This is a genomic window from Synechococcus sp. HK01-R (assembly GCF_014217855.1).
Taxonomy (GTDB): domain Bacteria; phylum Cyanobacteriota; class Cyanobacteriia; order PCC-6307; family Cyanobiaceae; genus Synechococcus_C.
In genome coordinates, this window is the sequence record NZ_CP059059.1 from 221,810 (window position 1) to 247,068 (window position 25,259).

Annotated in this window: 22 protein-coding genes, 1 tRNA gene and 2 pseudogenes; 16 read left to right on the top strand and 9 right to left on the bottom strand. The window is 60.8% G+C overall.

Annotated features, from left to right (window positions below; genetic code table 11):
* Positions 1-2 precede the first annotated feature (2 nt).
* From H0O21_RS01250 to rpsT, 4 genes are all read right to left on the bottom strand, one after another.
* On the bottom strand, positions 3-1,907 hold the full coding sequence (locus H0O21_RS01250; protein ID WP_131456772.1) for a DNA-directed RNA polymerase subunit gamma: 1,905 nt from the start codon (positions 1,905-1,907) through the stop codon (positions 3-5).
* Between the two features lie 49 nt (positions 1,908-1,956).
* Entirely contained in the window at positions 1,957-5,250 is a 3,294-nt protein-coding gene (gene rpoB, locus H0O21_RS01255; RefSeq protein ID WP_131595095.1) for a DNA-directed RNA polymerase subunit beta, read from the bottom strand.
* A gap of 273 nt (positions 5,251-5,523) precedes the next feature.
* On the bottom strand, positions 5,524-6,309 hold the full coding sequence (locus H0O21_RS01260; RefSeq protein WP_185190121.1) for a TatD family hydrolase: 786 nt from the start codon (positions 6,307-6,309) through the stop codon (positions 5,524-5,526).
* A 57-nt stretch (positions 6,310-6,366) separates the two neighbouring features.
* Positions 6,367-6,672 (bottom strand): 30S ribosomal protein S20, encoded by a 306-nt coding sequence (gene rpsT, locus H0O21_RS01265; RefSeq protein ID WP_185190122.1) that lies wholly within the window; start codon positions 6,670-6,672, stop codon positions 6,367-6,369.
* A 123-nt stretch (positions 6,673-6,795) separates the two neighbouring features.
* On the opposite strand from rpsT, the gene hisD reads away from it, so the two are divergent.
* Positions 6,796-8,127, top strand: a complete 1,332-nt coding sequence (gene hisD, locus H0O21_RS01270; protein ID WP_185190123.1) for a histidinol dehydrogenase — start codon at positions 6,796-6,798, stop codon at positions 8,125-8,127.
* Here hisD and rpiA read toward each other — a convergent pair.
* Together rpiA and H0O21_RS01280 are read right to left on the bottom strand one after the other, a co-directional pair.
* A complete protein-coding gene (rpiA, locus tag H0O21_RS01275; RefSeq protein WP_185190124.1) occupies positions 8,117-8,809 on the bottom strand; it encodes a ribose 5-phosphate isomerase A in 693 nt (230 codons plus the stop codon). The two genes, hisD and rpiA, sit on opposite strands and share 11 nt — an antisense overlap.
* 57 nt (positions 8,810-8,866) lie before the next feature.
* Positions 8,867-9,982 carry a trypsin-like peptidase domain-containing protein gene (locus H0O21_RS01280; RefSeq protein WP_131456762.1) on the bottom strand — a complete coding sequence of 372 codons (1,116 nt, stop codon included), beginning with the start codon at positions 9,980-9,982 and terminating at the stop codon, positions 8,867-8,869.
* 274 nt (positions 9,983-10,256) lie between these two features.
* Between H0O21_RS01280 and H0O21_RS13285 the strand changes: the two are divergent.
* Positions 10,257-10,664 (top strand): annotated as a pseudogene (locus H0O21_RS13285) (transporter substrate-binding domain-containing protein); the annotation flags it as partial.
* 43 nt (positions 10,665-10,707) lie between these two features.
* Here H0O21_RS13285 and H0O21_RS13290 read toward each other — a convergent pair.
* A complete protein-coding gene (locus H0O21_RS13290) occupies positions 10,708-11,577 on the bottom strand; it encodes a mechanosensitive ion channel family protein (protein WP_255441068.1) in 870 nt (289 codons plus the stop codon).
* A 255-nt stretch (positions 11,578-11,832) separates the two neighbouring features.
* Between H0O21_RS13290 and H0O21_RS01290 the strand changes: the two genes are divergently transcribed.
* The 10 genes and pseudogenes from H0O21_RS01290 to H0O21_RS01335 all read left to right on the top strand — a co-directional run.
* Positions 11,833-12,099, top strand: a complete 267-nt coding sequence (locus H0O21_RS01290; RefSeq protein ID WP_185190126.1) for a hypothetical protein — start codon at positions 11,833-11,835, stop codon at positions 12,097-12,099.
* 83 nt (positions 12,100-12,182) lie between these two features.
* The gene (gene grrP / locus H0O21_RS01295; protein ID WP_185190127.1) at positions 12,183-13,112 is read left to right on the top strand and encodes an extracellular substrate binding-like orphan protein GrrP; all 930 of its coding nucleotides are present in this window, start codon (positions 12,183-12,185) and stop codon (positions 13,110-13,112) included.
* A 41-nt stretch (positions 13,113-13,153) separates the two neighbouring features.
* Entirely contained in the window at positions 13,154-13,501 is a 348-nt protein-coding gene (gene grrA, locus H0O21_RS01300) for a GrrA/OscA1 family cyclophane-containing rSAM-modified RiPP (protein ID WP_185190128.1), read from the top strand.
* The gene (grrM, locus tag H0O21_RS01305) at positions 13,498-14,646 is read left to right on the top strand and encodes a cyclophane-forming radical SAM/SPASM peptide maturase GrrM/OscB (protein ID WP_185190129.1); all 1,149 of its coding nucleotides are present in this window, start codon (positions 13,498-13,500) and stop codon (positions 14,644-14,646) included. The genes grrA and grrM overlap by 4 nt, the downstream gene beginning before the upstream one ends.
* Positions 14,647-14,748: 102 nt before the next feature.
* Positions 14,749-15,189 (top strand): hypothetical protein, encoded by a 441-nt coding sequence (locus H0O21_RS01310; RefSeq protein ID WP_185190805.1) that lies wholly within the window; start codon positions 14,749-14,751, stop codon positions 15,187-15,189.
* Between the two features lie 141 nt (positions 15,190-15,330).
* On the top strand, positions 15,331-15,798 hold the full coding sequence (gene rimP / locus H0O21_RS01315; protein WP_131456749.1) for a ribosome maturation factor RimP: 468 nt from the start codon (positions 15,331-15,333) through the stop codon (positions 15,796-15,798).
* A 50-nt stretch (positions 15,799-15,848) separates the two neighbouring features.
* The gene (gene nusA, locus H0O21_RS01320; protein ID WP_185190130.1) at positions 15,849-17,240 is read left to right on the top strand and encodes a transcription termination factor NusA; all 1,392 of its coding nucleotides are present in this window, start codon (positions 15,849-15,851) and stop codon (positions 17,238-17,240) included.
* Positions 17,237-17,518, top strand: a complete 282-nt coding sequence (locus H0O21_RS01325; protein ID WP_131456745.1) for a YlxR family protein — start codon at positions 17,237-17,239, stop codon at positions 17,516-17,518. The genes nusA and H0O21_RS01325 overlap by 4 nt, the downstream gene beginning before the upstream one ends.
* A 67-nt stretch (positions 17,519-17,585) precedes the next feature.
* The gene (gene infB, locus H0O21_RS01330) at positions 17,586-20,948 is read left to right on the top strand and encodes a translation initiation factor IF-2 (RefSeq protein ID WP_185190131.1); all 3,363 of its coding nucleotides are present in this window, start codon (positions 17,586-17,588) and stop codon (positions 20,946-20,948) included.
* Between the two features lie 23 nt (positions 20,949-20,971).
* Positions 20,972-21,532: pseudogene (locus H0O21_RS01335) on the top strand (low-complexity tail membrane protein); the annotation flags it as partial.
* Positions 21,533-21,592: 60 nt separating this feature from the next.
* Here H0O21_RS01335 and H0O21_RS01340 read toward each other — a convergent pair.
* The gene (locus H0O21_RS01340; protein WP_185190132.1) at positions 21,593-21,847 is read right to left on the bottom strand and encodes a DUF3493 domain-containing protein; all 255 of its coding nucleotides are present in this window, start codon (positions 21,845-21,847) and stop codon (positions 21,593-21,595) included.
* A gap of 43 nt (positions 21,848-21,890) precedes the next feature.
* Here H0O21_RS01340 and H0O21_RS01345 point away from each other — a divergent pair.
* Positions 21,891-21,963: transfer RNA gene (locus H0O21_RS01345), tRNA-Thr, on the top strand.
* 75 nt (positions 21,964-22,038) lie between these two features.
* Positions 22,039-23,151: a DUF389 domain-containing protein gene (locus H0O21_RS01350; RefSeq protein ID WP_185190133.1), complete on the top strand. Its 1,113-nt coding sequence runs from the start codon at positions 22,039-22,041 to the stop codon at positions 23,149-23,151.
* Between the two features lie 272 nt (positions 23,152-23,423).
* Here the strand turns inward: H0O21_RS01350 and psbA are convergent, their stop codons facing one another.
* Positions 23,424-24,503 (bottom strand): photosystem II q(b) protein, encoded by a 1,080-nt coding sequence (psbA, locus tag H0O21_RS01355; RefSeq protein WP_007100687.1) that lies wholly within the window; start codon positions 24,501-24,503, stop codon positions 23,424-23,426.
* Between the two features lie 163 nt (positions 24,504-24,666).
* Here psbA and H0O21_RS01360 point away from each other — a divergent pair, with 163 nt between their 5' ends.
* Positions 24,667-24,807, top strand: coding sequence for a hypothetical protein (locus H0O21_RS01360; RefSeq protein ID WP_164498757.1), 141 nt, complete (start codon positions 24,667-24,669; stop codon positions 24,805-24,807).
* Positions 24,808-24,839: 32 nt separating this feature from the next.
* Positions 24,840-25,199, top strand: coding sequence for a hypothetical protein (locus H0O21_RS01365; RefSeq protein ID WP_255441071.1), 360 nt, complete (start codon positions 24,840-24,842; stop codon positions 25,197-25,199).
* The last annotated feature ends 60 nt before the right edge of the window (positions 25,200-25,259 follow it).

Consider the following 25,259-nt stretch of genomic DNA (forward strand, 5'->3'; position numbering starts at 1 on the left):
CGTCAGGTGGCCGCCACCGCGTCGATGATCGTGTGGTTCATGACCACGCGTCCGACGGTTGTGAGGATGTAGCGACTGATCAGGGCACCGTCCTCATCGAAACGGTCGCGCCGGAAACTCCACTGCTCAAAGCGGGTTCCATCGCTGAGGGTCTCACTCTTCAAGGGTTCATCACGCTCTTCGTCGTCTTCAACTTCACCGCTGAAGCGAACCCAAACCCAGTCGTGCAGACCGATGCGCTTGTCTTCGAAGGCATGAATCACATCCTCGAGGCCCGCGAAGGTGCGGGAGCGATCACCAAACTCCACAGGCTTTTGATCGGGCTGTAGTGCCGTCAGGTAGTAGGCGCCAAGCACCATGTCCTGGGACGGCGTGATGATCGGCTCGCCCGTAGCAGGAGACAGGATGTTGTTGCTGGCAAGCATCAGCATGCGCGCCTCAGTCTGAGCCTCAATGGCCAAAGGCACGTGCACAGCCATCTGGTCACCGTCGAAGTCAGCGTTGAAGGCCGGACAAACGAGCGGGTGCAACTGAATGGCACGGCCATCAACAAGCTTCGGCTCGAAAGCCTGGATGCCGAGTCGGTGCAGGGTGGGCGCTCGGTTGAGCAGGATCGGGTGCCCCTCAATCACCTCCTGCAAGACCTGCATCACCTCATCGTCTGCACGCTGGATCAGCTTCTTGGCCGCCTTGATGTTGTTGACGATGTTCTGGCGGATCAGGCGATGGATGACGAAGGGCTGGAACAGCTCGATTGCCATCTCCTTAGGCAAACCGCACTGGTGCATCTTCAGCTTCGGACCGACCACGATCACGGAACGACCTGAATAGTCGACGCGCTTACCAAGGAGGTTCTGACGGAAGCGACCTTGCTTGCCTTCGATGATGTCGCTGAGGGACTTCAGCGGTCGGTTATTCGCACCAACCACGGTGCGGCCCCTGCGACCGTTGTCGATCAAGGCATCGACCGCCTCCTGGAGCATCCGCTTTTCGTTGCGGACGATGATTTCGGGGGCGAGGATTTCCTGAAGACGCGCCAACCGGTTGTTCCGGTTGATCACACGGCGGTAAAGGTCGTTGAGGTCAGAGGTGGCGAAACGGCCACCATCCAACTGCACCATGGGTCGCAGATCTGGCGGGATCACAGGGATCACATCCAGCACCATCCACTCCGGACGGGCGTTGGTGGCGATGAAATTGTCGATCACCCGCAGGCGCTTGATCAGCTTGGCCCGCTTCTGGCCTTTGCTGCCGGCGATTTCCTCGCGTAGCTGCTCAGCGACGGCCTCAAGCTCCAGGTCTTCGAGCAGCTGCTTGAGAGCCTCAGCACCGATGCCCACAACGGGCTCGTTCTCAATCTCAGAATCCTCGGCGTAGATCTCATCTTCGATCTCCAGCCACTCGTCCTCGGTCAGCAGCTGCTTGTACTTGAGGTCCTTGTGATCACCCGGATCGAGCACCACATAGCAGTTGAAGTAGACGATCTGCTCCACATCCCGCAGGGGCATGTCGAGAAGGATGGCCACATAGCTCGGGATGCCCTTCAGGTACCAAACGTGGGACACCGGAGCAGCCAGCTTGATGAAGCCCATGCGGTGACGACGCACCCGGCTCTCGGTCACCTCAACGCCGCAGCGTTCACAAACGATGCCGCGGTGGCGCACCCGCTTGTACTTGCCGCAGTGGCACTCCCAGTCCTTGGACGGTCCAAAGATCTTTTCGCAAAACAGCCCGTCCATCTCGGGCTTCAGCGTGCGGTAGTTGATGGTTTCAGGCTTGGTGACCTCACCCACCACCTGTCCATTAGGCAAGGTGCGCTGACCCCACTCCATCACCCGATCGGGGGATGCGAGCGTGATCTTGACGTAATCGAAGTGGTTCTCGGTGCGGAGGTTGCTGTTGGTCATTGACGGTTAAGGGAAGAGAGGGGGTCTGTCGGTTCGATCGTTCGGTCCGTCAGTCCTCGTCGTAATCCGCGACGCCGAGGGATTCATAGGTGGGCCTACTGGGCGTGCTCCGGCGGGGATTCACGTCCTGCATCAGATCCACTTCCTTGCCTTCATCGGTGAAGACCGCGATGTCCAGTCCGAGGGACTGAAGTTCGCGCATCAGCACCTTGAAGGATTCCGGGGTACCAGGACGGGGGATCGGCTTGCCCTTGACGATGGCGTTGAGCGCCTCATTGCGGCCCTGCATGTCATCGGATTTAACCGTGAGCAGTTCCTGCAGGGTGTAGGCGGCGCCATAGGCCTCGAGTGCCCACACCTCCATCTCACCCAGACGCTGACCACCTTGCTGGGCCTTACCACCAAGGGGCTGCTGGGTCACCAGGGAGTAAGGACCCGTCGAGCGAGCGTGGATCTTGTCGTCCACCAAGTGAACGAGCTTCAGGAAGTGGGAATAGCCCACTGCAACAGGCTGGTCAAAGGGTTCACCGGTGCGTCCATCACGGAGCAGCAGCTTGCCGGGATCATCCGGGTTGTAAATCCAGTCTTTGCCGGGCTGGCTCGCAGCCTCCTTCAGGAAGGCCTCCACGGTCTGCTGAGATTTCTCAGCTCCATACATCTCATCGAAGGGAACCACCTTGACCCGACAGTCGAGATTGGAGGCGGCCCAACCCATCAAGAGCTCAAACACCTGTCCGACATTCATGCGGCTCGGCACACCCAGGGGGTTGAGCACGATGTCCACCGGAGTGCCATCGGGCAAGTAGGGCATGTCCTCCCGAGGAAGGATGCGGCTGATGATGCCCTTGTTGCCATGGCGGCCAGCCATCTTGTCGCCGACCTGGATCTTGCGACGCTGCGCCACATACACCCGCACCACCATGTTGGCGCCCGGGGGCAGCTCATCCCCCTGCTCACGGGTATAGATACGAACATCCACGACGCGGCCGCGCTCAGTGCTGGGAACGCGCAGGGAGTTATCGCGAACGTCGCGAGCCTTCTCACCGAAGATCGCACGCAGCAGCTTCTCTTCCGGCGGCTGATCTGACTCACCTTTTGGAGTCACCTTGCCCACCAGGATGTCGCCGCTCTCCACAAAGGCGCCGATGCGAATGATGCCCATCTCGTCAAGGTTGCCGAGGCTTTCCTCAGCAACATTGGGAATCTCGCGGGTGATCTCTTCAGGGCCGAGCTTGGTCTGGCGTGCTTCGATCTCGTACTTCTCGATGTGCACCGAGGTGTAGAGGTCGTCATTGACCAGACGCTCACTCACAAGAATCGCGTCCTCGTAGTTGTAACCCTCCCAGGGCATGTAGGCGATCAGCACGTTCTGGCCGAGCGCGATCTCGCCGCCCTCACAGGCAGAGCCATCAGCCAGCACCTGACCGACGATGACGGGATCACCCTGACGCACGATCGGTCGCTGATTGAGGCAGGTGTCCTGGTTGGAACGCTGATACTTCTGCAGGAAATGGGTGTGATCCGTTCCCTCCTCGTCGCGCACGACAATCGCGGTGGCATCGACGAAGGTGACCGTGCCGTTGACCCGGGAGATCGGCACCATGCCGGAGTCGCGTGCCACCTGGGTTTCCAAACCGGTTCCCACAAGGGGGCGCTCGGGTCGGAGCAGAGGCACGGCCTGCCGCTGCATATTCGAGCCCATCAGGGCACGGTTGGCGTCGTCATGCTCCAGGAAGGGGATCAGGGAGGTGGCCACAGAAATCACCTGGACAGGTGAAAGCTGCACGTAGTCGACCTGCTCCGGGGGGACTTTCTCAAAGTCCTGGCGGTAACGCACTGGGATCAGATCGGCGAGGATGCGACCGTCTGAATCGGTGGCCACGTCACCAGGGGCGACACGACACTCGTCCTCCAGATCAGCGGAGAGATAGATGGGATCTCCCTGCTTGAGAACCACGCCGTTCTCAACCTTCCAGAAGGGGGTCTCGATGAACCCGTACTCATTCACCCGAGCGTGGGTGGCCAGGGAATTGATCAAACCGGCGTTGGGACCTTCCGGTGTCTCAATCGGGCAGAGACGGCCGTAGTGAGAGGGATGGATATCACGCACGGCGAAGCCGGCGCGCTCACGGGTCAGACCGCCTGGGCCCAGGGCCGAGATCCGGCGCTTGTGGGTGAGCTCAGCGAGGGGATTGGTCTGATCCATGAACTGGCTCAGCTGGCTGGAGCCGAAGAACTCCTTGATCGCCGCCACCAGGGGCTTGGGATTGACCAGCTGGGCAGGAGTGAGGGAGTCGGTCTCTCCGACAGTCATCCTCTCCTTGATGATCCGTTCGAGGCGGTTCAGGCCCACACGCACCTGGTTTTGCAGGAGTTCTCCAACCGAGCGCACGCGGCGATTGCCCAGGTGGTCGATGTCATCAAGGCTGGCCCCGCCGACATCGAGCTCGAGGTTGATGAGGTAATCGATGGTGGAGAGCACGTCCTCGTGGGTGAGGGTGCGGACCGCATCGGGAATCGTGAGGCGGAGCTTTTTATTGATTTTGTAGCGACCGACGCGACCGAGGTCGTAGCGCTTGGGATCGAAAAAGCGGGTCTGCAGCAGCTGCTGACCACCACTGACCGAGGGGGGCTCACCGGGGCGAAGCTTCTTATAAAGCTCAAGCAGAGCCTGATCCTCCGAGCTAATCCCTTCGTCGTTGGCGGCCTCAATCGACTTCTTGTAGTACTCCGGATGACGGAGCTTATCGATCACATCGTTATCCGAAAGACCCATGGCACGCATCAGGACGTGCGCGTTGATCTTGCGGGTTTTATCGACCCGGACATGCAGCAGGTCGTTCTTATCGGTCTCGAACTTCAGCCAGGCGCCACGATTAGGAATCACGCTGGCGTTGTAGGTGCGACGCCCGTTCTTATCCATTTCATCTTTGAAATAGACGCCGGGGCTGCGCACGATCTGGTTCACAATCACGCGCTCGGCACCATTGATGATGAAAGTGCCGCGCTCGGTCATCAGGGGCAGCTCCCCGATGAAAACCTCCTGCTCCTTGATTTCACCGGTCTCTTTGTTGACCAACCGGCAGGTGACATACATCTGTGAAGCGAAGGTCGCATCACGGCGCTTGGCCTCTTCCACATCGTGGCGAGGGCGCTTGAGTCGGTACTCGCTACCGACGAAGTGCAGCTCAAGCTTGCCGGTGTAATCCGTGATCGGAGAAAAGCTTTCCAGCTCCTCGATCAGACCTTTGTCCAGGAACCACTTAAAGCTGGCACGCTGCACCTCCACCAGATCGGGCAGGTAGGTGGCGGTCTTGGCGACCTGAATCGCGCTGCTGCTCATGCGGAGACCTGCAGAAGGATGGAGGGACAAAAGGCCTGAAGGTCAGCCGCTGAATTCCACGATCTTTGATCACCACAAGGCTGCGGCACCTCCTCGCCACGGGGAGAAGGCACCGCTGAAGGGGTCTCAGAGATCTCGGGAACGAACGGCGGACGTCGTCAATGCACCGGAAGGGAGTGGACGCTTCGGGAGCCGCTGCGCAGAATCTGCGCATTGGCCAGGCCAATAAAACATCTTACACTTCTACTCCGCCTTCGCCCGAAAGCGCTGGTTTCAGGGCAGAGCGAACAATTGACGGGCATTGGCGGTACTGCGCTCAGCCACCTCCTCCACGGTCTGCCCACGCAATTCAGCGACCCGTTGAGCCACCGCAGCCACAAAGGCAGGTTCGTTGCGCTTGCCTCGCCTGGGCACAGGGGCAAGAAACGGACAATCAGTCTCAACCAGAAATCGATTGTCCGGCACCTGTCGAGCACAGGCGTGAGTGACCTCAGCCTTGGGGAACGTCACCGTGCCACTGAAGCTGATGTAGAAGCCAAGCGCCAAAAACGCCTCCATCTCTTCAGGGGTACCACCCCAGCAGTGCATGACCCCCCTCGGGCAAGCACCACGAGCTTGACGCTCCTGCAGCTCACGCAGCATCGGCTCAGCGGCATCGCGGCAGTGAATGATCACCGGGCGGTCAAGCTCAACCGCCAGATCAAGCTGGGGCCTCAGCACCGCCAACTGCTCATCGAGATTCTTATCGCGGTACAAATCGAGACCGAGTTCACCGATGGCCACCACTCGGGGATCATCAAGAGCAGCGCGACGCAACAATGCCGCGGTGTCAGACGTCCAGTGCTCCGTATCCAGTGGATGCACACCCACCGAATAACGCATCTCCGGGAAGCGATCGGCAAGGGCCCGGATCGCCGGGATTTCAGAAGGCTCGACGCAAGCATGAAGCAGAGCCACCACCCCGGCCTCTCGCCAGCGCTGTGACACCTCGTCGAGATCCGCGTCGAAATTGCGGAACACGATGTGACAGTGACTGTCGATCAGCGAAAGAGTGGACACAAGGACCGGAAACGCGCCTTCCGGTCCATTTTGCAGAGTTGAACCTTGGAGCGATGCTCAGCTGGCGGTGGCTGCCGGCTCAATCGCCTTTTTCACAGCCGCGGTCAGCCGGGACTTCTGGTGGGCGCCGTTGTTGCGATGCAGAACACCACGCTTCACAGCCTTGTCAATCTTGCTGAAAGCAGCATTCATGCTGGAGTGAACGGTGGCCTTGGCATCGTCGCCGGGCTTCTCGGCATAGGCCGAACAGGCAGTGAAGCAACGCTTCATCAGGGTGCGCAGTGCCGACTTGTACGACTTGTTCTGCAGACGATTGCGCTCGGCAATCTCAACGCGCTTTTTTGACGACTTGTTATTGGCCACTGAGGCGGATCGGGTTCGACAATCTTCAACCTTAGCCCACAGGAGTTCTCCCGCACTTCATCCTTCGGACGGGAGCAGCGGGTTCTAGCTTGATCAGATGCCATTGCCTCAGAGCCCCCGCCGATGACCCAGCCGAACCGTGAGGTTCCCTCCAAGGCCAAGATCCACCTTCGCTGCCTCCATGACGCGGATCAGGCCGCTGCCTTGCTGGATCAGATCGCAGGGCGAACCGGCGGTGATGCGCAGCAGCAAGCACAGGCCACTGTCGACGGGATCCTGACGCGCGTGCGACGAGACGGCGACCAGGCTTTGATCGAACTGACCGAGGAATTAGACGGTTTCAAGCCCGAGCCCATTCAGCTGGATCCAGCGCTGCTTGAAGAGGCCTGGAAGCGAACACCGGCCGATCTCCGGGACGCTCTGGACTTGGCCCATCGCCGCATTCAGGATTTTCACTCCCGTCAGAAACCCCAGGACCTCGACTTTGAGGGGGTCCATGGTGAGCGTCTCGGACGTCGATGGCGCCCCGTACACCGGGCGGGGCTCTATGTCCCAGGTGGACGCGCTGCTTACCCAAGCACTGTGTTGATGAATGCGGTGCCTGCACGCACTGCCGGGGTGGAACGTGTCGTGATGGTCACTCCCGCCGGCCGGGATGGTTGCGTCAATCCAACGGTCTTGGCCGCTGCCCACATCGCAGGAATTCAAGAGGTTTACCGGGTGGGTGGTGCCCAGGCGATTGCCGCCCTTGCCTTCGGCACCGAAACGATTCCACAGGTCGATGTCATTACAGGGCCAGGAAATCTTTATGTGACCCTGGCCAAAAAAGCGGTGGTTGGGCAGGTGGGAATCGATTCCCTCGCCGGTCCCAGCGAGGTGCTGGTCATCGCAGACCACACAGCCGCAGTCGCCCACGTCGCTGCCGACCTGCTGGCCCAGGCCGAGCATGACCCGCTGGCTGCCTCCGTGCTGCTCACGACGGAGCCAGCCCTCGCAGCTGCATTACCGGCCGAACTGGAACGTCAGCTCTGCGATCACCCCCGCGAGAGCATCTGCAGGCAATCCCTGACGAACTGGGGACTTGTTGTGGTCTGCGACAGCCTGGAAAGCTGTGCCCGCCTCAGTGATCGCTTCGCACCCGAACATCTGGAGTTGCTGGTGGAGCGCCCCGAGGCCCTGGCGGATCGCATCCGCACGGCAGGGGCGATCTTTATTGGCTCATGGTCACCGGAGGCGGTCGGCGATTACCTCGCAGGCCCGAACCACACCCTGCCCACCTGTGGAACAGCTCGTTTCAGTGGGGCCCTGAGTGTCGAAACCTTTATGCGCCATACCTCCCTGATCGCCTTCAACAGGGCAGCCCTGGAAGCCACCGGCGGAGCCGTCATGGAATTGGCCCGCAGCGAGGGGCTGCACAGCCATGCCAACTCGGTGTCGGTGCGGCTCAACGCCTGACGAGATCTCGTACACCGGCCACACCGTCACTGATCTCACCAACCAGCACTTGATCGGTGATGTTCACGAACAGGCCGTTCTCCAACACCCCAGGAAGATTGTTGATGGCCTGCTCGAGGCCAGCAGGATCGCTGACGCCACCTTCAAATTTCACATCCAGCACCAGGTTTCCCTGATCGGTGACCACTGGACCGGCCTTCTTCACTGCCATCCGCAGTTCAGCCTCTCCCCCCATCTCGGACAGCTGTGCTTTGACCTGGCGCCAGGCGCCTGGGAGCACCTCCACAGGCAACAAAAAGCCGAGGTTCAGGGTGTCCACCAGCTTGGTGGAATCAACCACCACCACGAACCGGTCGGCGCGAACAGCCACCAGCTTTTCCTGCACATGGCAGGCTCCGCCTCCCTTGATCAGCTGAAAGGAAGGATCGACTTCATCAGCCCCATCGATGGCCAGATCGATGCGATCCACAGCATTCAGGCTTTGCAGAGGGATCCCAAGTTCTGCCGCCAGAACCTCCCCTTGAAACGAGGTGGTCACCCCGACGATCTCCGTGAGTTCACCTTGCTTCAACTTGGCACCAAGGGCCTGGATCATCAGGGCTGCCGTGGAGCCTGACCCGAGCCCGACCACCATGCCGCTCTGGATCTGCTCTGTGGCAGCAGCAGCCACAGCCTGCTTCATCTGGGTCTGAAGATCCACTGTCGTTGGTCAAAGACTGGCGAGACCGTAGCAAGGGTTTCAGCCGAGACCAGGAAGGGGGGCCGGCTTGACAGACAGGCGCAGAGTCTGACCACTGCGCAGCACCTCGAGGGGCAGTGGCGCCCCGATCTCAGCACGATCCACTTCCTGCAACAGCGCCTGAGGACCATCCACCGGGAGGCCAGCAGCGGAAATCACGAGATCGCCACGCCGAAGCCCCGCTTGGTCAGCCGGGCTATCTGGCAACACGGTCTGTACAAGAGCTCCGGAGTGCTCGGGCAGTTGAAGCAAGGCATTGGGATCGCGGTTGTGATCCCTTGCGATCCTTGGGGTGAGAGGCACCAGCTGGAGCCCTAAATAGGGATGCACCACCTCCCCTGTGGCCAGCAGCTGCTCCGCGACCCGACGGGCCAGATTGATCGGAATGGCAAAGCCGAGACCAGCCCCAGGCCCCGAGCGCACAAGAGTATTGATGCCGATCACTTCTCCAGCGGCATTCACCAGCGGACCGCCGGAGTTTCCAGGATTGATCGCGGCATCGGTCTGGATCAGATCCAAACGCTTGTCAGAGAAACCGAGGGTGTTGATGTTGCGATGGAGGCTGCTGACGATGCCGAGGGTGACCGTGCGCTCGAGGCCATAGGGCGTACCGAGGGCAATCGCCCAGTCCCCCACTTCCAATGCTTCGGAGTCACCCAGGGGTGCAGCGGATGGCCGCTCCCCACTCCCGAGACGCACCAAGGCGAGATCTGTGATCGGATCGGTCCCGATCACCTGGCCATCACGCTGTTCGCCATCTGCCAGGGTCACAGTCACCTCATCAACCCGCTCCACGACATGGGCATTGGTGAGCACCAAACCTTCCGCATCGATCACCACTCCCGATCCCTGCCCCCTCTCGCGTTCTGCACCCAGGCCCGGTTGCCCCAGCAGGTCCCGCAGCAGAGGGTCAATCAGCGTGGGGTCATAAGGCTGCCGCTGCACCAGACGCTCGGTGTCGATCCGCACCACGGATGGGGCAACCCGATGCACCACATCAGCAACAAAGCTGTGAGAGGCCTTGCCAGAGCTGAGTGAGGCCTGCACCGGAAGGGCGCCGATCAGGCTGCAGAAACAGATCAGCAGAGCAACTGCGCACAGCCGGAAGCGACCCATTAACGCGCGAAGGCGACGGCGGCTCCCACGCTAGGGGCATCCCAGAGCATCGACGAATCTCTCCCCGCTGACTAGATCTATGGGTGATCTCCACGATGTGGGTTCCATGGGATCCATTCGGCATGCGCGGCTGGCCTTACTCGCCGTCTGCAGCACCTTCTTGCTGGCCTGTCAGAAACCTGCTGAACAGACAACGGGCAATCCGCCAGCAACCCCTGATCTTGTCTCCGAAAGCGGGCAACTGCGAGCGGTGGTGATCGGGACGGAGCTGCCGATGGTGCGCAAAGCCGATCAAGGATTTGACGGCCTCAGTTTCGTCGTGCTGGAGGCCATACGCGACCAGCTCAATGCCGAAGGAGTCAAGGGTGCGAAGCAAGTCAGCATCGTTCCCATCGTTGCTCCGACTATGGCGTCGGGTTTGGAGATGATCCGCTCAGGGAAAGCCGACATCGCCTGTGGGGTGAATTTCTCCTGGGAGCGACAAAAGAACTTCGACTTCACCCTTCCTTTTGCCTCCAGCGGGATCAGGCTGCTGGCGCCGAAAGGGAATGACGGCACTCCCAAGAACCTCCAGGGCAAGACGATCGGCGTCATTGCCGACAGCGTTGCCGCCAACGTGCTGGCTGAAAACATCAATCAAGCGACGTTCAAGAGCTATGCAACCCCAAGCGATGCGCTGCAGGCTCTGAAATCTGGCGCCATCCAATTGTTGGCGGGCGACAGCCTCATCCCTGCAACAACGTTCGCGTTGGGAAAGGCATCGACGCTCCACATCGATCGACAGCAGCCCCAATTTCCAGAAGAACCTTTTCCTGAAGAGCCCAGGCATCCATCAAGGTGGCGCCACGGGCATGACAAACAAGCCTGAGATTCAGGCTGGAATCTCCATAGCCGATGAAATTGACGGCAAGAGTGCGGCTTGCATCGACATCGGGGTGCCCACGCAGCCAGCTTTCCATTGCGGAAGTGAGCTCAGGAATCAGCGCGCGATTGGCGTAGTTAAGCCCGAATTCAATCCAGACCCGGCGATTATCAATTTCGCTGATGTTGATCACCGGCTTGGCACTAAAAATCGCATTGGGCACAAAAAGAGGCTGGCGATCCACCGAACGAAGGCGCGTATAAAACCAGCTAATCTTTTCGACAGTTCCCGAGAGATTTTCCGAAGGAATATCAATGTAATCACCCACAACGAATGGCCTATTGACATACAAGCTCAGGCCACTGAGTGAATTCGAGACAATACTCTGGGCGCCAAAACCAACGGCCGCCGCGCCGAAGCCACCGGCAGTAATCAGCACGGCGGCAGAGATACCCAGTAGACGCATCACCTGCAGCACGAGGACAAGCAGCGCTAGGCCAAGCAGGAGCTTGCCAATCACGTCGAGCAAGAACGTGCGGTCCTTCTTCTCCAAACCGGGCAGCAAACGTTCGCCGTAGCGATCGGGGTGCGCCTCGATCACTCCCTTCCAGCGCAGAAGGGTCCAGGAGAACCCCACAACAGCTATCTCGACAAAGAAGGAGCGGCTACCAAGGCCATCCCGGGGCAGATCAATGACCTGGGGATCAAGAAGCTCGCCGATCCACCAGCCCAAGGAGGCAAGCGCCAAGCTCATGCACACGCTCAGTCGACTGGCGAGCAGCAGATGGCGACGCAAAGACCCTGAACCGAACCGGCGAGCGATCAGATCAAGAGCGAACCAAATCAGCAGCGCACTGCCCAGCCCAATCAGCGGAATCTGCGAGTCAAAAGGAAGCGTCGTCACAACAGCAGGGCGATCGCGGGGGATTTCGGGACCCTACCAAGCGCAATCCGGCCTTAACTTGCCTCTCTCACCGCCCGATCCACGATGACGGTCCCCTCAAGCCAGCGTCTTCGCTGTGAGCTCTGCCAGGTTGAGATCGATTGCCAGCCCGGTCTGCCCGACCAAGTGCTCTTCAGTCGCGGCCCCGGCGGAACCCGGAGCAAGCTGTGGGCCAGGGTGTGCCAATACCTGACCACCGGGGAGCAGAAGGCGCGCTGCATCAACCAGGTCCCAACCCTGCGAGGCGATGAAAAACCTGGGGATCGCTACGAGGATCTATCGAGCATCGATCTGGGAGGAAATCAGACCTGATCCGATTCGTGCACACCCCGGCACGATGCGGTGGACACCGCCAGCGAGCCTGCCTAGACGTGCGGTAACGCGCACTCTTTCCGATGAAGCACTCCCGCCGGGCCACCGCCACTGGCCTGATGCTTCTCGCCTCGTTCGGCTTGCTGGCCTGTCAGAAGTCGCCGTCGTCTTCCCCTGACTCCTCAACAAACGGAGCGGGTGCGTCTGAGACTGTGTTCTCTACCGGCAAGCTACGGGCTGTGGTCATCGGCCAGCAGCTTCCTTTTGTCACCACCACCGAGACTGGTGATGACGGCCTCTCCTTCGTTGTGCTGGAGGCGATCCGCGACCAACTCAAAACGGCCGCTGAGACCAAGGTCGACAACGTGAGCTTGGAAACGATGACGGCCAGCTCGGTGGACGAGGGCCTCAACAAGATTCGCAATGGTGAAGCCGATATCGCCTGCGGTGTGGGTTTCTCCTGGGAGCGCCAGAAGACTCTTAACTACACCCTCCCCTTCGCCACCAGCGGCATCCGCGTGCTGGCACCGGCCGGCATCGATGGCACACCCGACAGCCTCAAGGGTCAGACCATCGGCGTTGTGAAGGACAGCGTTGCGGCCTCGATCCTGGCCAACTCCGTGGATGACGCCTCCCTTCAGGCTTTCGACACTCCCTCAGAGGCTCTAGAAGCGCTGAAGAGCGACAAGGTGAGCGTGTTGGGTGGCGACACGCTCTGGCTACGCGCCAACCAGAAAACTACGGCCCCTGATAGCAATTTGGTTCCAGCCCTCCCCTATGGCCGAGCGAGCGTGGGCTGCGTGGTCACCGATGCCACCCCTCACCTCCTCAACGTGAGCAACCTTGCCATCGGCCGGCTTCTGCAGGCCTACATCAACAACGACACCGACGTGCGCAAGGAAATCAACCGCTGGGTGGGTCCTGGCAGCAGCATTGGTCTCAAAGACGAGCAGATCAGCACTTTCTTCAGGATCGTGCTGGCCACGGTCGCCGAGATCACCCCTAACAACTAACGCCTTCCCACCGCCGACCCACCCCGATCGATCCAGGACCCATGAAAAAAACCACCCTCCTCAGCCTCGTGACCCTGCTCAGCGCGGCGGGCGTCATGCAGCAAGCCAGCCATGCCAGCGTCCACGTCGACCCAGACCGGAGCCTTCAGCTCGAGCAACGGATCGAATGGATCCGACAGGCGGCCTGGCAGGCACTCGATGAAGCAGCTCCACAGCACCCGGACCTCGCCCGTGCCTGGGGCAACGGTGGTGGTCGTGCCTGGGGCAACGGCGGTCGTGCTTGGGGTAACGGAGGTGGTGGCGGCTGGGGGAACGGCGGACGTGGCTTTGCCAATGGCGGTGGCGGCGGTTTCGCCAATGGCTACCGCGGTGGTTTCGCGAACTGGTGAACAACGCAGAATTCGGCCCGATCGGGCTGTTGGTGATCCAGGCCACCTCTCTGTGCAACCTGGACTGCAGTTACTGCTACCTACCGGACCGGCAAAAACGGAAGATTTTTGACCTCGAGTTGCTGCCGACCCTGCTCGACCGGATTTATGAGAGTCCCTTCTGGGGCCCCCAGTTGTCCATCCTCTGGCATGCGGGGGAGCCTCTCACCCTTCCCACCGGTTACTACGACGAGGCCACGGCGATCCTCCGGCGTCACACCGCTGATCTCCAAGCCCAGGGTGTGGTGATTGAGCAGCACGTTCAAACCAATGCCACGCTGATCAATGCCGACTGGTGTGATTGTTTTCGGCGTAATCAGATCGTGGTGGGCGTGAGTGTCGACGGGCCCGAAGACATTCACGACGCCCACCGTCGCTTCCGCAACCAGCGGGGATCTCATGCCCTGACGATGAAGGGAATTAAGACACTGCAAACGCATGAGATTCCCATTCACGCCATCGCAGTGATCACCAGTGCTGCCATGGAGGATCCAGAACGGGTCTACCGGTTCTTCCGTGATCAGGGCATTCACCACATCGGCTTCAACGTAGAGGAGCAGGAGGGCGTGCATACCCAGTCATCCATGCAGGGGCAAAGTCGCGAAAAGCAATATCGATCCTTTCTGAGCCACTTCTGGGACTGCAATCGTCGCGATGGTTTCCCAATCCACTTGAGGGAATTCGATCAAGTTCTAGGGATGATCCAGGGGGAGCAACGCCTGCTTCAGAACGAGATGAATCGTCCCTACGCCATTCTCAGCGTTGACGCCCAAGGCAACTTCTCCACCTTCGATCCGGAACTGCTCTCCGTCGAAACTGAGCGCTACGGACTGTTCAATCTGGGCAACATCCGTGAGGTGTCATTGGAGGCTGCCGCCTCATCAAGCACCTTCCAGCGATTGCTTGCCGACATGCGCTCAGGCATGAGTCGCTGCCTGAAAACCTGTGACTACTACGGCTTCTGCGGTGGCGGCAATGGAAGCAATAAGTATTGGGAACACGGCACTCTCGATGCCAGCGAAACTTGTTCCTGCCGCTTCTCCAGTCAGATTCCCGTAAACGTGGTGCTGGAGCGGCTGGAGCTTGAGAGTGCCACCAGCCCCTGACGCACTCGCTCCACTCCCCACAACCCAAGAGAGACCATGCCGATCCAGACAGGACGGACCACTGCCATTCTCTGCTGCACCGCGATCTCCAGCGCGCTCTCGATGGCTCCCCAAGCCCATGCCGGATGTTCCTTCCTGATGCCGGTCGGGGGCAATGGCAACGGTCCTCAGCCCCACATCGTCAAGAAACAGGTCGAACGCCCCAAAGGCTTGGTAGGAAAGGCCGTCGGACGCACGAACTGGAACACTGATTTCGTCGTCAACCGGCCTTACCGAAGCTTCAAGCTCTTCTTCACGGCAGATTCCACCGATGGCAATCCGGGTGCCTATCCAATCGAGGCCTATCTGAAATTCACAGACGGAAGCAACCTTCGGGTGGTGCAGCAATCCATGAAGCCCCCCACGGGCACCGGTGCCCAGTTCGGTCCATTCGCAGTGCCGTCCGGCAAGGCCGTGAGTCAGGTGAATTTCAGAATCGGCGCTAACAATGATCCAGGAGCCACCGGCTTCAGCTACCGAATCTCTGTGCAGGGTTGCAACTGAACGCTGCCTCTCGGCTGCACTTCGGCTCTGTGAACCACCATCGCCTACATTTGACACAGGCCTGGTGAGTACCTCTCTCCGGGAGGGTGATCACAGCATCAACCATCGGGCCTGAGCCCGAGTCACCCTCTCGCCGAGCCCTTGCCCCATCCACTCCTGCCGGACATCACTGCCGTTGCTGCAAGCACAGCTGCAGCACACGGTTTTGAGCTAGCAGACATTCAGATCCTCACCCACCTGCAACCCATGACGGTGCAGGTACAGATTCGTCGCGGAGATGGTTCTGACGTCTCACTGGATGACTGCGCAGGCTTCAGTGGACCCATGGGAGAAGCACTTGAGTCGCAGGCTCTGCTCACCGAGGCGTATGTTCTGGAGATCAGCAGCCCTGGCATCGGGGATCAGCTCCAGAGCGATCGGGACTTCCAGACGTTCCGCAGCTACCCGGTTGAAGTCCTCTATCGCGATGACGAAGGCAGGGAGCAACGGCAACAAGGCTCCTTGCTCGAACGCAACGACGACCACGTGCAGGTGAATGTGCGGGGACGCATCAAACGGATTTCCAGACCCTCTGTGATCTCCGTTCAACTCATCAGCCCCACCGGCTGAATCCCCTCCACCCCACTCGCTCGCTCTTTTTTTCTTCTCGAAATCCCCCGATGGCTCTCGTCCTTCTCCCTGGCCTTACCAACCTGATCGATGACATCAGCGAGGAGAAAAAACTCCCCCCTCAGGTGGTGGAAGCGGCCCTGCGTGAAGCTTTGCTGAAAGGCTACGAGCGCTATCGACGCACCCTCTACCTGGGCATCAGTGAAGACCCCTTCGATGAGGAGTACTTCAGCAACTTCGATGTTGCCCTCGACCTTGAGGAGGAGGGCTACCGGGTGCTAGCCAGCAAGATCATTGTCGAAGAGGTGGAAAGCGAAGACCACCAGATCGCCCTTGCCGAAGTGATGCAGGTGGCCGACGACGCCCAGGTGGGCGACACCGTTGTCCTCGATGTCACCCCTGAGAAGGAAGACTTCGGTCGCATGGCGGCAGCCACCACAAAGCAGGTTCTTGCCCAGAAACTCCGAGATCAGCAACGGCGCATGATCCAGGAGGAATTCGCTGATCTGGAGGATCCCGTCCTCACCGCCCGAGTGATTCGCTTCGAGCGTCAGTCGGTGATCATGGCCGTGAGCTCGGGCCTAGGCCGACCGGAGGTTGAAGCTGAGTTACCCCGCAGGGACCAGCTGCCCAACGACAACTATCGAGCCAATGCCACCTTCAAGGTCTTCCTGAAGGAAGTCAGTGAAGTACCCCGTCGTGGTCCCCAGTTGTTCGTGAGCCGCGCCAACGCCGGACTCGTCGTTTACCTCTTTGAGAACGAGGTTCCTGAGATCCAGGAGGGATCGGTGCGGATCGTGGCGGTGGCCAGAGAAGCCAACCCCCCATCCCGTTCCGTTGGCCCGCGCACGAAGGTCGCCGTTGACAGCATCGAAAGGGAAGTGGATCCCGTCGGCGCCTGCATCGGTGCCCGAGGCTCCAGGATTCAGCAGGTGGTCAACGAACTGCGCGGCGAAAAGATCGATGTGATCCGCTGGTCAGCTGACCCCAGCCAGTACATCGCCAATTCCCTCAGCCCTGCTCGGGTTGAAGTGGTGCGACTGGTGGATCCTGAAGGACAGCATGCGCACGTGTTGGTTCCCCCGGATCAGCTGAGTCTTGCCATCGGGCGCGAAGGCCAGAACGTCCGTCTGGCGGCGCGTCTGACGGGTTGGAAGATCGACATCAAGAACTCCACCGAATACGACCAGGCGGCAGAGGATGCGGTTGTGTCTGAACTGATCTCCCAACGGGAAGAAGAGGAAGCCCTCCAGCGCGAAGCCGAAGAGCGCCTCGCCGCTGAACAGGCAGCCCGAGCTGCCGAGGATGCACGCCTGCGCGAGCTGTATCCCCTGCCTGAGGATGATGAGGACAACGACCCCGATGCCTCCTATGAAGAGGTTGCCCAAGTCGATGGCGTCGACGACGCCCAGGCCGTGAGCGAAGAGGACGGAGCCCGGTGAACATCGATCGCCCCATCCTGCGACGGTGTGTCGCCTGTCGCCAGTTGCTCGATCGTCGCCAGCTCTGGCGCGTGGTACGCGACCATCAGGATGGGGTTCTCTTGGACGCAGGGATGGGCCGATCCGCCTACCTCTGCCCCCAGGAGGCCTGTTTGGAAGAGGCACGCCGCCGCAAACGACTGCAAAAAGCCCTGCGTTGCCAGGTGCCCGACAGCGTTGTGGAGGTGCTGCAGGAGCGGCTCACCCTTCAACGGGATACGGCCGCTGAGGCAAGATGACCATTGGCCCCACCTGGGTGGAGCCCCGGGGCACACCGTGCCCTGACCGACCGGAGACCTGACCTGAATGACCAGCAGCGGCAAAGTCAGAATTTATGAGCTGTCCAAGGACTTGGGCCTGGACAACAAGGACGTGCTGGATGCTGCTGAAAAGCTTTCCATTGCGGCGAAGAGCCACAGCAGCTCGATCAGTGATGGCGAGGCAGCAAAGATCCGCTCATTGCTGAAGCAGGGCAGCAAGCCTGCACCGGCAGCACCTGCGAAACCGGCTCCAGGCAAGGCGATCCTTTCCGTGCGGAAAGCGGACAGCCCCAGCGCCAAGCCTGCGCAGCCGGCTGGAGATGCGGCAAGCCCAAGCCGCCCGGCCGCTCCGCGCCAACCAGCCCCCCCGGCGAAGCCAGTGGTGCAGCAGAAGCCCGTGGTGGTGAAGCCAGGGGTGCAGAAACCCACGAGTCCGAAGCAGCCTGTGGCCCGGGAGCCCCAGGCCAAGCCAGCTGCTGCGCCAACACCCCGTCCTCAGGTGGTGAAACCTGCGGTGAGCGCACCTCCGGCACGCCCCAGTGCCCCTGCGAGCAAGCCAGTTTCGAACACAGGGCCGGCGACACCAAGTCCTCGCCCTGCGGTTCCTTCCCCCAGACCCGTCCAAAACCAAAGTGGTGCTCCCAGTGCTGGGCGGCCTGCCGCACCCGCACCGGTGAAGCGCACCACGGCGCCGCCCCAGCGTCCGGTGGCCAAACCGGAATTGGTGGGCCGCCCCCAGCCGGCCCGCGGAGCCAATCCTCCAGGCAATGCCCAGGGAAATCCCCCCATGCGTCCGCCGGCGCAGCGTCCTGGCGTCAGTCCCCGACCTGTCGCCGCCGGCAGCCAAAACCAACGACCGGCAACGCCCGCTCGCCCCGGCGCCCCCCAGCGACCGACTCCTGCCAGAGCAGGTGGACCTGGTGCTGGACGTCCTGGGCCATCCCGTACCGGCCAGCCCCGTTCTGGCGGTGGTCTCGAGCTGGTCGGCAAGCCGATCCGACGCGATGGAGCGGGCCCAGGCGGACGCGATGGCGGCGGACGCCCGTCGGCACCGATTCGCCCCGGAGCTCCTGGCGGCATGCGCAAGCCAGTGGCCCCTGGCGAGCTCATGCAACTTCAGAAGCCATCTGGGCGTCCTGGGGCACCCCCGCCGCGTCGACCCGACGGCACGCCGGTTGCACCGCGTGGAGGAACGGACGGTGACAGCAAAGCCACTCCTCCCGTGGCTCGGCCCACCGCTCAGCCACCTGCAGCGCCTCGACGTCCTGGTTACAGACCAGCCCCGGGTGCTGGAGGTCAGCGCCGACCCGGTCGCCCCGACTGGGATGACAGCGCCAAGCTGGAAGCTCTGCGCAGCCGCTCTCCTCAGAAGCAGCGCCAGAAGGTTCACATCATTGGTGAAAACGATGATGCGCTGACGGCGGAAACCGGTGGTTACGCCGGTGAACAGCAGGCCATGGTCCTTTCGGCCAGCCTGGCCCGTCCGGCCAAACCCAAAGCGCAGCAGAAAGCCGCAGCCAAGCCGGTGGCGGCCATGCGGAAACGCAAAAAGGAAACCACCCGCCAGCGCCAACGGCGCCGGGCGATGGAACTGCGTGCAGCGCGAGAAGCCAAGCAAGTACGCCCGGAGATGCTGATCGTTCCGGAGGACAACCTCACGGTGCAGGAACTGGCCGACATGCTCAGTGTCGAGAGTTCCGAGATCATCAAATCCCTGTTCTTCAAGGGGATCATCGCCACGGTCACACAAACCCTCGATATGCCCACGATCGAGACGGTGGCCGAAGAGTTCGGTGTGCCGGTTCTCCAAGACGACGTGGAGGAGGCCGCCAAGAAGACGGTCGAGATGATCGAGGAGGAGGATCTCGCCCACCTGATTCGCCGCCCTCCCGTGGTCACCGTCATGGGTCACGTGGACCACGGCAAAACAAGCCTGCTCGACGCCATACGCAAAGCGAGGGTGGCCGCAGGCGAAGCCGGAGGCATCACCCAGCACATCGGTGCTTACCAGGTGGAGATCGAACACAGCGGAGAGCCCCGCAAGATCACCTTCCTCGACACGCCTGGCCACGAGGCATTCACCGCCATGCGGGCCCGAGGCACGAAGGTGACTGACGTTGCTGTCCTGGTGGTTGCTGCCGATGACGGCGTCCGCCCCCAGACCCTGGAAGCGATCAGCCATGCACGGGCCGCTGAGGTCCCGATCGTGGTGGCGATCAACAAGATCGACAAAGAAGGAGCTTCTCCCGACCGGGTGAAGCAGGAACTCTCGGAACAGAACCTGCTAGCCGAGGAATGGGGCGGTGATGTGGTGATGGTGCCCGTGAGCGCGATCAAGGGCGAGAACATCGACAAGCTGCTCGAGATGATCCTCCTGGTCACCGAAGTGGAAGACCTGCAGGCCAACCCCGATCGCCTGGCCAAGGGCACCGTGATCGAGGCGCACTTGGACAAAGCCAAGGGTCCTGTGGCCACACTGCTGATTCAGAACGGCACCCTGCGTACGGGTGATGTGGTCGCTGCTGGGCCTGTGTTGGGTAAGGTGCGCGCCATGGTCGATGACGCCGGGCATCGCCTCAAGGAAGCAGGGCCCTCCTGTGCGGTCGAGGCCCTGGGCTTCAGCGAAGTGCCGACAGCTGGTGATGAGTTCGAGGTTTATCCCGACGAAAAATCCGCCCGCGCCGTTGTGGGCGATCGCGCCTCCGATGCCCGCGCCACACGGCTGGCCCAGCAGATGGCGTCCCGTCGTGTGTCGCTTGCCGCAATGTCCGGACAAGCCAGTGAGGGCGAGCTCAAGGAGCTCAACCTCATCCTCAAAGCCGACGTTCAGGGCAGCGTGGAAGCGATCCTCGGGTCGCTCGAACAGCTACCGAAGGACGAAGTCCAGGTGCGAGTGCTGCTGTCAGCTCCCGGTGAGATCACCGAAACCGACGTGGATCTCGCTGCCGCATCGGGCGCGGTCATCGTGGGCTTCAACACCTCCATGGCCTCCGGTGCCAAGCGCGCTGCCGATGCCACTGGTGTTGACGTCAGGGACTATGACGTCATCTACAAGCTGCTGGAGGACATCCAGATGGCGATGGAGGGCCTGCTCGAACCAGAAATGGTCGAGGAGCCTCTGGGCGAAGCGGAAGTGCGTGCCGTCTTCACGATTGGCAAGAGCGCCGTGGCCGGTTGCTACATCACCACGGGCAAGCTCCAACGCAACTGCAAGGTTCGTGTCCATCGCGGCAAGGAAATTGTCTTTGCGGGCGATCTCGACTCTTTGCGTCGCAACAAAGACGATGTCAAAGAAGTCGCCACGGGCTTCGAATGCGGCATCGGCTGTGATCGCTTTGCGAATTGGGAGGAGGGCGACCGTATTGAAGGCTTCAAGATGGTTACCCAGCGCCGAAAACTCAGCACCTGATCACCACCCCGCCACTGCCGACCGTGAGTTCCCGCAGCGAGCCACTGCTCTGGCTTCAGCTCCTTGCCATCGGGGCCATCCCCTTGGAGCTGATCCTTTTGCAGCTGGTGCTCGCCGGATCGGATCTGGGTCCTGTGCCTGTGCTGGAACGGCTCTTGACTTGGGCACTTGGGGCCTTGGCCCCTGCGGTTCTGCTGTGGCGCCAGCCAGCTGACTGGGGATCCCTGCTGTTGGTCCGCATCAGGCCAGACTCCCGCAGCCGCGTTCAGCGTCAACTCAGCAACCTGCAAAGCAGCCCTCTGATCCGTGTACTGGCTGCCAGTGGAGTCCTGGTGCTTCTCTTCCTGTTCTGGTGGATTGACAGCTCGGCCGTGCTGGTTCGAGACCTCTCCCCCCTGGCAGGCAGCAGCCGTCTGACCTGTCTATTAGTCGCCATCCCAATCCTGGCGATGCTGCTCTGGCAGTGGCAGCAATTGATCCAAGCAATCTGGCTTCTGACCTGCGATCCCAATGCACTGGATGCGGTCAGCCCTATGGATGACAACGAATTTCAGCCCCGCAGGCTCTCCTTCGGCCTGGGTCTACTGCGCTTGGAGAACCTCCACTGGGACGTGCAGAACGCCGCCACTGCGGCGGCAAATGCTTCAGGCGCCGCGGTCTCGATCGAACCAGAGCAGGCTGCCGAAGAGGACAACAGCTCCAATCTGAATTCCGAGGTCACTGAGAACAACCTCCCCACCGGCACTGCCCCGGAAGCCCATGACGAAAAGTCCGAGCCCACCGGAAGCGAAGAAAGCAAGCCAGAGGAGTCGCCGAAGACCCCGCCAGGGAGTGCGTGATTCCCTGAGAAGTCGCTCCTTGAGGTCAGGGTCGAGGGATTTCCTGGAGTTCTGACCCAACCGTCAAAAGCGCTGCAGCTTCAAATGTTAAGTTCCTGTTGTCGCCGATGTAGCTCAGCCGGTAGAGCAACGCTTTCGTAAAGCGTGGGTCGCCTGTTCAAGTCAGGTCATCGGCTTCACCCCAATGGCGCCGGATGCGTCGTCCAAGCTCTCGGGCAAGACCAGACTGATGACGCTGGTACCGGAGTGTCATGAAAAGCAGCGTGGTCGAGCCGCTGAAACGACTGGAGGAGCTGCACAGAAGTTACCGGCGGGATGCTGCGCTCGATGAGGTCTTCATCGTTCTCACCATTGGAGCCAGCTTGATTGCCACCTTCGGATTGCTTGCGAATAGCGCTGCTGTGGTCATCGGCGCCATGGTGGTTGCTCCCTGGATCATGCCCATCCGATCCGGAGCCTTTGCCATCCTGCTCGGCGACGCACGTCTGCTGAGCCGTGCCCTGCGCACACTCTTCATCGGTGTCTTGACCACCACGGTGATGGCAGCACTGCTGGGCAGCAGCGTGGGGCTGCCTCAGTTTGGGAGCGAAGTGGCGGCGCGAACAGCACCCAATCTGCTTGACCTAGGCATTGCCCTTGTAGCCGGTGGTTTGGCCACCTATGCGAAGTTGCGCAGCGATGCCGTCAGTTCCCTGGCGGGCACGGCGATTGCTGTGGCTCTGGTCCCACCGATCTGCGTGATGGGCCTGCTGATCTCCCATCAGCGCTGGAGTCTGGCCAGTGGCGCTGGCCTGCTTTTCGCCACAAACCTGATGGGCATCCTCACCGGCGGGCTTGTGCTCATGGCCTGGAAGGATCCGGTGCTGCGTCAGCAGCTTCGCCGCAGCCATCTCAGTGCTGCGAACTTCGCGCTCACCGGTTTGTTGCTGATTCCGCTTGGTAGCAGCTTCATCAACCTGCTGGGTCGTGCAAGACAAGACAACACCCGCGACGCGATCCGCTCCACGATTCTTTCCTTTCTGCGCCGCGAAACGCTGACCTTTGGCGATCAACAGAACGTCGATCTCGAGCAACTCGACATTGACTGGGGGCGCAACCCTCCAGTGATTCGCGCACTAGTGCGCGTGACCGATCCAAGACTGCCCACCTTCAAACAGGTTTCAGCAGTGCAGGATGAGATCAACAAAAGACAATCGCTTCGTTTTCAGCTGGTAGTGCAACGTACGGCGGTTGATGTCGTCGGTCCGGAGGAAGCACCCAACGAGAACAATTCCAGTGCGAGCAACCTCTTGCCATCTGACCAGCAACCTGATGTTTTGCCACAGTTGACCGCGCCGCCAACTCTTGACAAGACCACTGATTAAGGGCGACGGGGCATCGAGATGCCAGCGAATGCCGTTTCAAGACCGGAGCTGCTGGTCGAAGAGTTGACCGTAAAGCCATGCCTGAGTGATGCCTTGCTGTCGAAGCGGCGCTTCTGAATGCAGCGGAAGCACCCCACGCAACTGGGTGGGCGTTAGCCGTGCGCAGCGTGATTGCAGCCTGAGTGTCCAAGCCAAGAAGCGCACAACAAAAAGCCCCCTCCGAGGAGGGGGCTTTCCGGTTCAGTTGACCTGAACCTGTTGTTGTTTCCAGATCAACCGATGGCGGGAGCTTGCAGAGCCACGGGGGTGGACTCAGCAGCAGCCAGGTCGAGGGGGAAGTTGTGAGCGTTGCGCTCGTGCATCACTTCCATGCCGAGGTTGGCGCGGTTCAGCACATCAGCCCAGGTGTTCAGGACGCGGCCCTGACCATCAAGGATGGACTGGTTGAAGTTGAAACCGTTCAGGTTGAAGGCCATGGTGCTGACGCCCAGGGCGGTGAACCAGATGCCGACCACAGGCCAGGCAGCCAGGAAGAAGTGGAGGCTGCGGCTGTTGTTGAAGGAGGCGTATTGGAAGATCAGGCGACCGAAGTAACCGTGGGCAGCCACGATGTTGTAGGTCTCTTCCTCTTGGCCGAACTTGTAGCCGTAGTTCTGGGACTCGCTCTCAGTGGTCTCGCGGACCAGGGAGGAGGTCACCAGGGAGCCGTGCATGGCGGAGAACAGGGAGCCACCGAACACACCAGCCACACCCAGCATGTGGAAGGGGTGCATCAGGATGTTGTGCTCAGCCTGGAACACCAGCATGAAGTTGAAGGTGCCGGAGATGCCGAGGGGCATGCCGTCAGAGAAGGAACCCTGACCGAAGGGGTACACCAGGAACACAGCAGAAGCAGCAGCCACAGGAGCGCTGTAAGCAACGCAGATCCAGGGGCGCATGCCGAGGCGGTAGGAGAGTTCCCACTCGCGGCCCATGTAGCAGAAGATGCCGATCAGGAAGTGGAACACAACCAGCTGGTAAGGACCGCCGTTGTAGAGCCACTCATCGAGGGAGGCCGCTTCCCAGATGGGATAGAAGTGCAGGCCGATGGCGTTGGAGGAAGGAACAACAGCACCGGAGATGATGTTGTTGCCGTAGATCAGGGAGCCAGCAACAGGCTCACGGATGCCGTCGATGTCGACGGGGGGAGCTGCGATGAAGGCAACGATGAAGCAGGTGGTGGCAGCCAGCAGGGTGGGGATCATCAGCACACCGAACCAGCCCACATAGAGGCGGTTGTTGGTGGAGGTGACCCACTCGCAGAAGGACTGCCAGCCATTGGCGCCGGAGCGCTGCTGAATGGTGGTGGTCATGAGAACGGGAAAAGATGCTCCGAAGAGCGGTTACGGAAGGGCAGGGATGCCCTGCCACGCACGACTGTAACGGAACATTGAGCTGTGTGTGCTCCCGTTCATGAAGAAGGGCAAGGCCTTCAGGATCGCTTAAGGTTCTTAAGTCAAGTCTCTGGAGACTCAAGTGGTTCTGATTCGCTGGCTTCATGCCGGGCGACGTCTCGAGGAGACCGTTCCAGTGGAACGAGCGCGTCACAGGCGCCATGAGCTCGAAGCCCAGGGGGCTGTCATCTACTGGAGCGAGCGACTGGTCAACCCGCAGTAACCACGCAGACTGGGGGCACCAACCCTTTGTCCATGCTCAGCAGAGCCTGTGCCGCAACTCAAATCCGTGTCGCCCCCCTGGTCGGTTTCACGGGCCTTGCACTGGCCTTGCTTGGGCTCAGCGCCTGTCAAAAGCCATCGCAACCGAACAAAGCAGGCCAACAGGCTGAAGCGATCAATCGTCTGGAGTTGCGCCTCGAGCAACTGGAGCGACGGCTTGCCCAGCAGGGCGCACAACCGGGCGACCCGAATCGCAAAGCTCCCGCCGGCCCTGTGAAATCACTCACCCTGCGCCTCGGCACGGTGGATGATCGATTACGGATCTACTGGGCCGATGGCAGCACAAGCGATCTGCCCTGCACCAAGGAACAGGCCACCTGGGCCTGCGGGTAGGCCATCCCCCCAAGGCGAACGGTCGTAACCAGACACAGCTTGGTCATCAACCAGTCAGAT

Coding starts and splice junctions, on each gene's coding strand:
- H0O21_RS01250 (WP_131456772.1), bottom strand. CDS start 1,907: ATGACCAACAGCAACCTCCGCACCGAGAACCACTTCGATTACGTCAAG.
- rpoB (WP_131595095.1), bottom strand. CDS start 5,250: ATGAGCAGCAGCGCGATTCAGGTCGCCAAGACCGCCACCTACCTGCCC.
- hisD (WP_185190123.1), top strand. CDS start 6,796: ATGACCCAGCCGAACCGTGAGGTTCCCTCCAAGGCCAAGATCCACCTT.
- rpiA (WP_185190124.1), bottom strand. CDS start 8,809: ATGAAGCAGGCTGTGGCTGCTGCTGCCACAGAGCAGATCCAGAGCGGC.
- H0O21_RS01280 (WP_131456762.1), bottom strand. CDS start 9,982: ATGGGTCGCTTCCGGCTGTGCGCAGTTGCTCTGCTGATCTGTTTCTGC.
- H0O21_RS01290 (WP_185190126.1), top strand. CDS start 11,833: ATGACGGTCCCCTCAAGCCAGCGTCTTCGCTGTGAGCTCTGCCAGGTT.
- grrP (WP_185190127.1), top strand. CDS start 12,183: ATGAAGCACTCCCGCCGGGCCACCGCCACTGGCCTGATGCTTCTCGCC.
- grrA (WP_185190128.1), top strand. CDS start 13,154: ATGAAAAAAACCACCCTCCTCAGCCTCGTGACCCTGCTCAGCGCGGCG.
- H0O21_RS01310 (WP_185190805.1), top strand. CDS start 14,749: ATGGCTCCCCAAGCCCATGCCGGATGTTCCTTCCTGATGCCGGTCGGG.
- nusA (WP_185190130.1), top strand. CDS start 15,849: ATGGCTCTCGTCCTTCTCCCTGGCCTTACCAACCTGATCGATGACATC.
- infB (WP_185190131.1), top strand. CDS start 17,586: ATGACCAGCAGCGGCAAAGTCAGAATTTATGAGCTGTCCAAGGACTTG.
- H0O21_RS01350 (WP_185190133.1), top strand. CDS start 22,039: ATGAAAAGCAGCGTGGTCGAGCCGCTGAAACGACTGGAGGAGCTGCAC.
- psbA (WP_007100687.1), bottom strand. CDS start 24,503: ATGACCACCACCATTCAGCAGCGCTCCGGCGCCAATGGCTGGCAGTCC.
- H0O21_RS01365 (WP_255441071.1), top strand. CDS start 24,840: ATGCTCAGCAGAGCCTGTGCCGCAACTCAAATCCGTGTCGCCCCCCTG.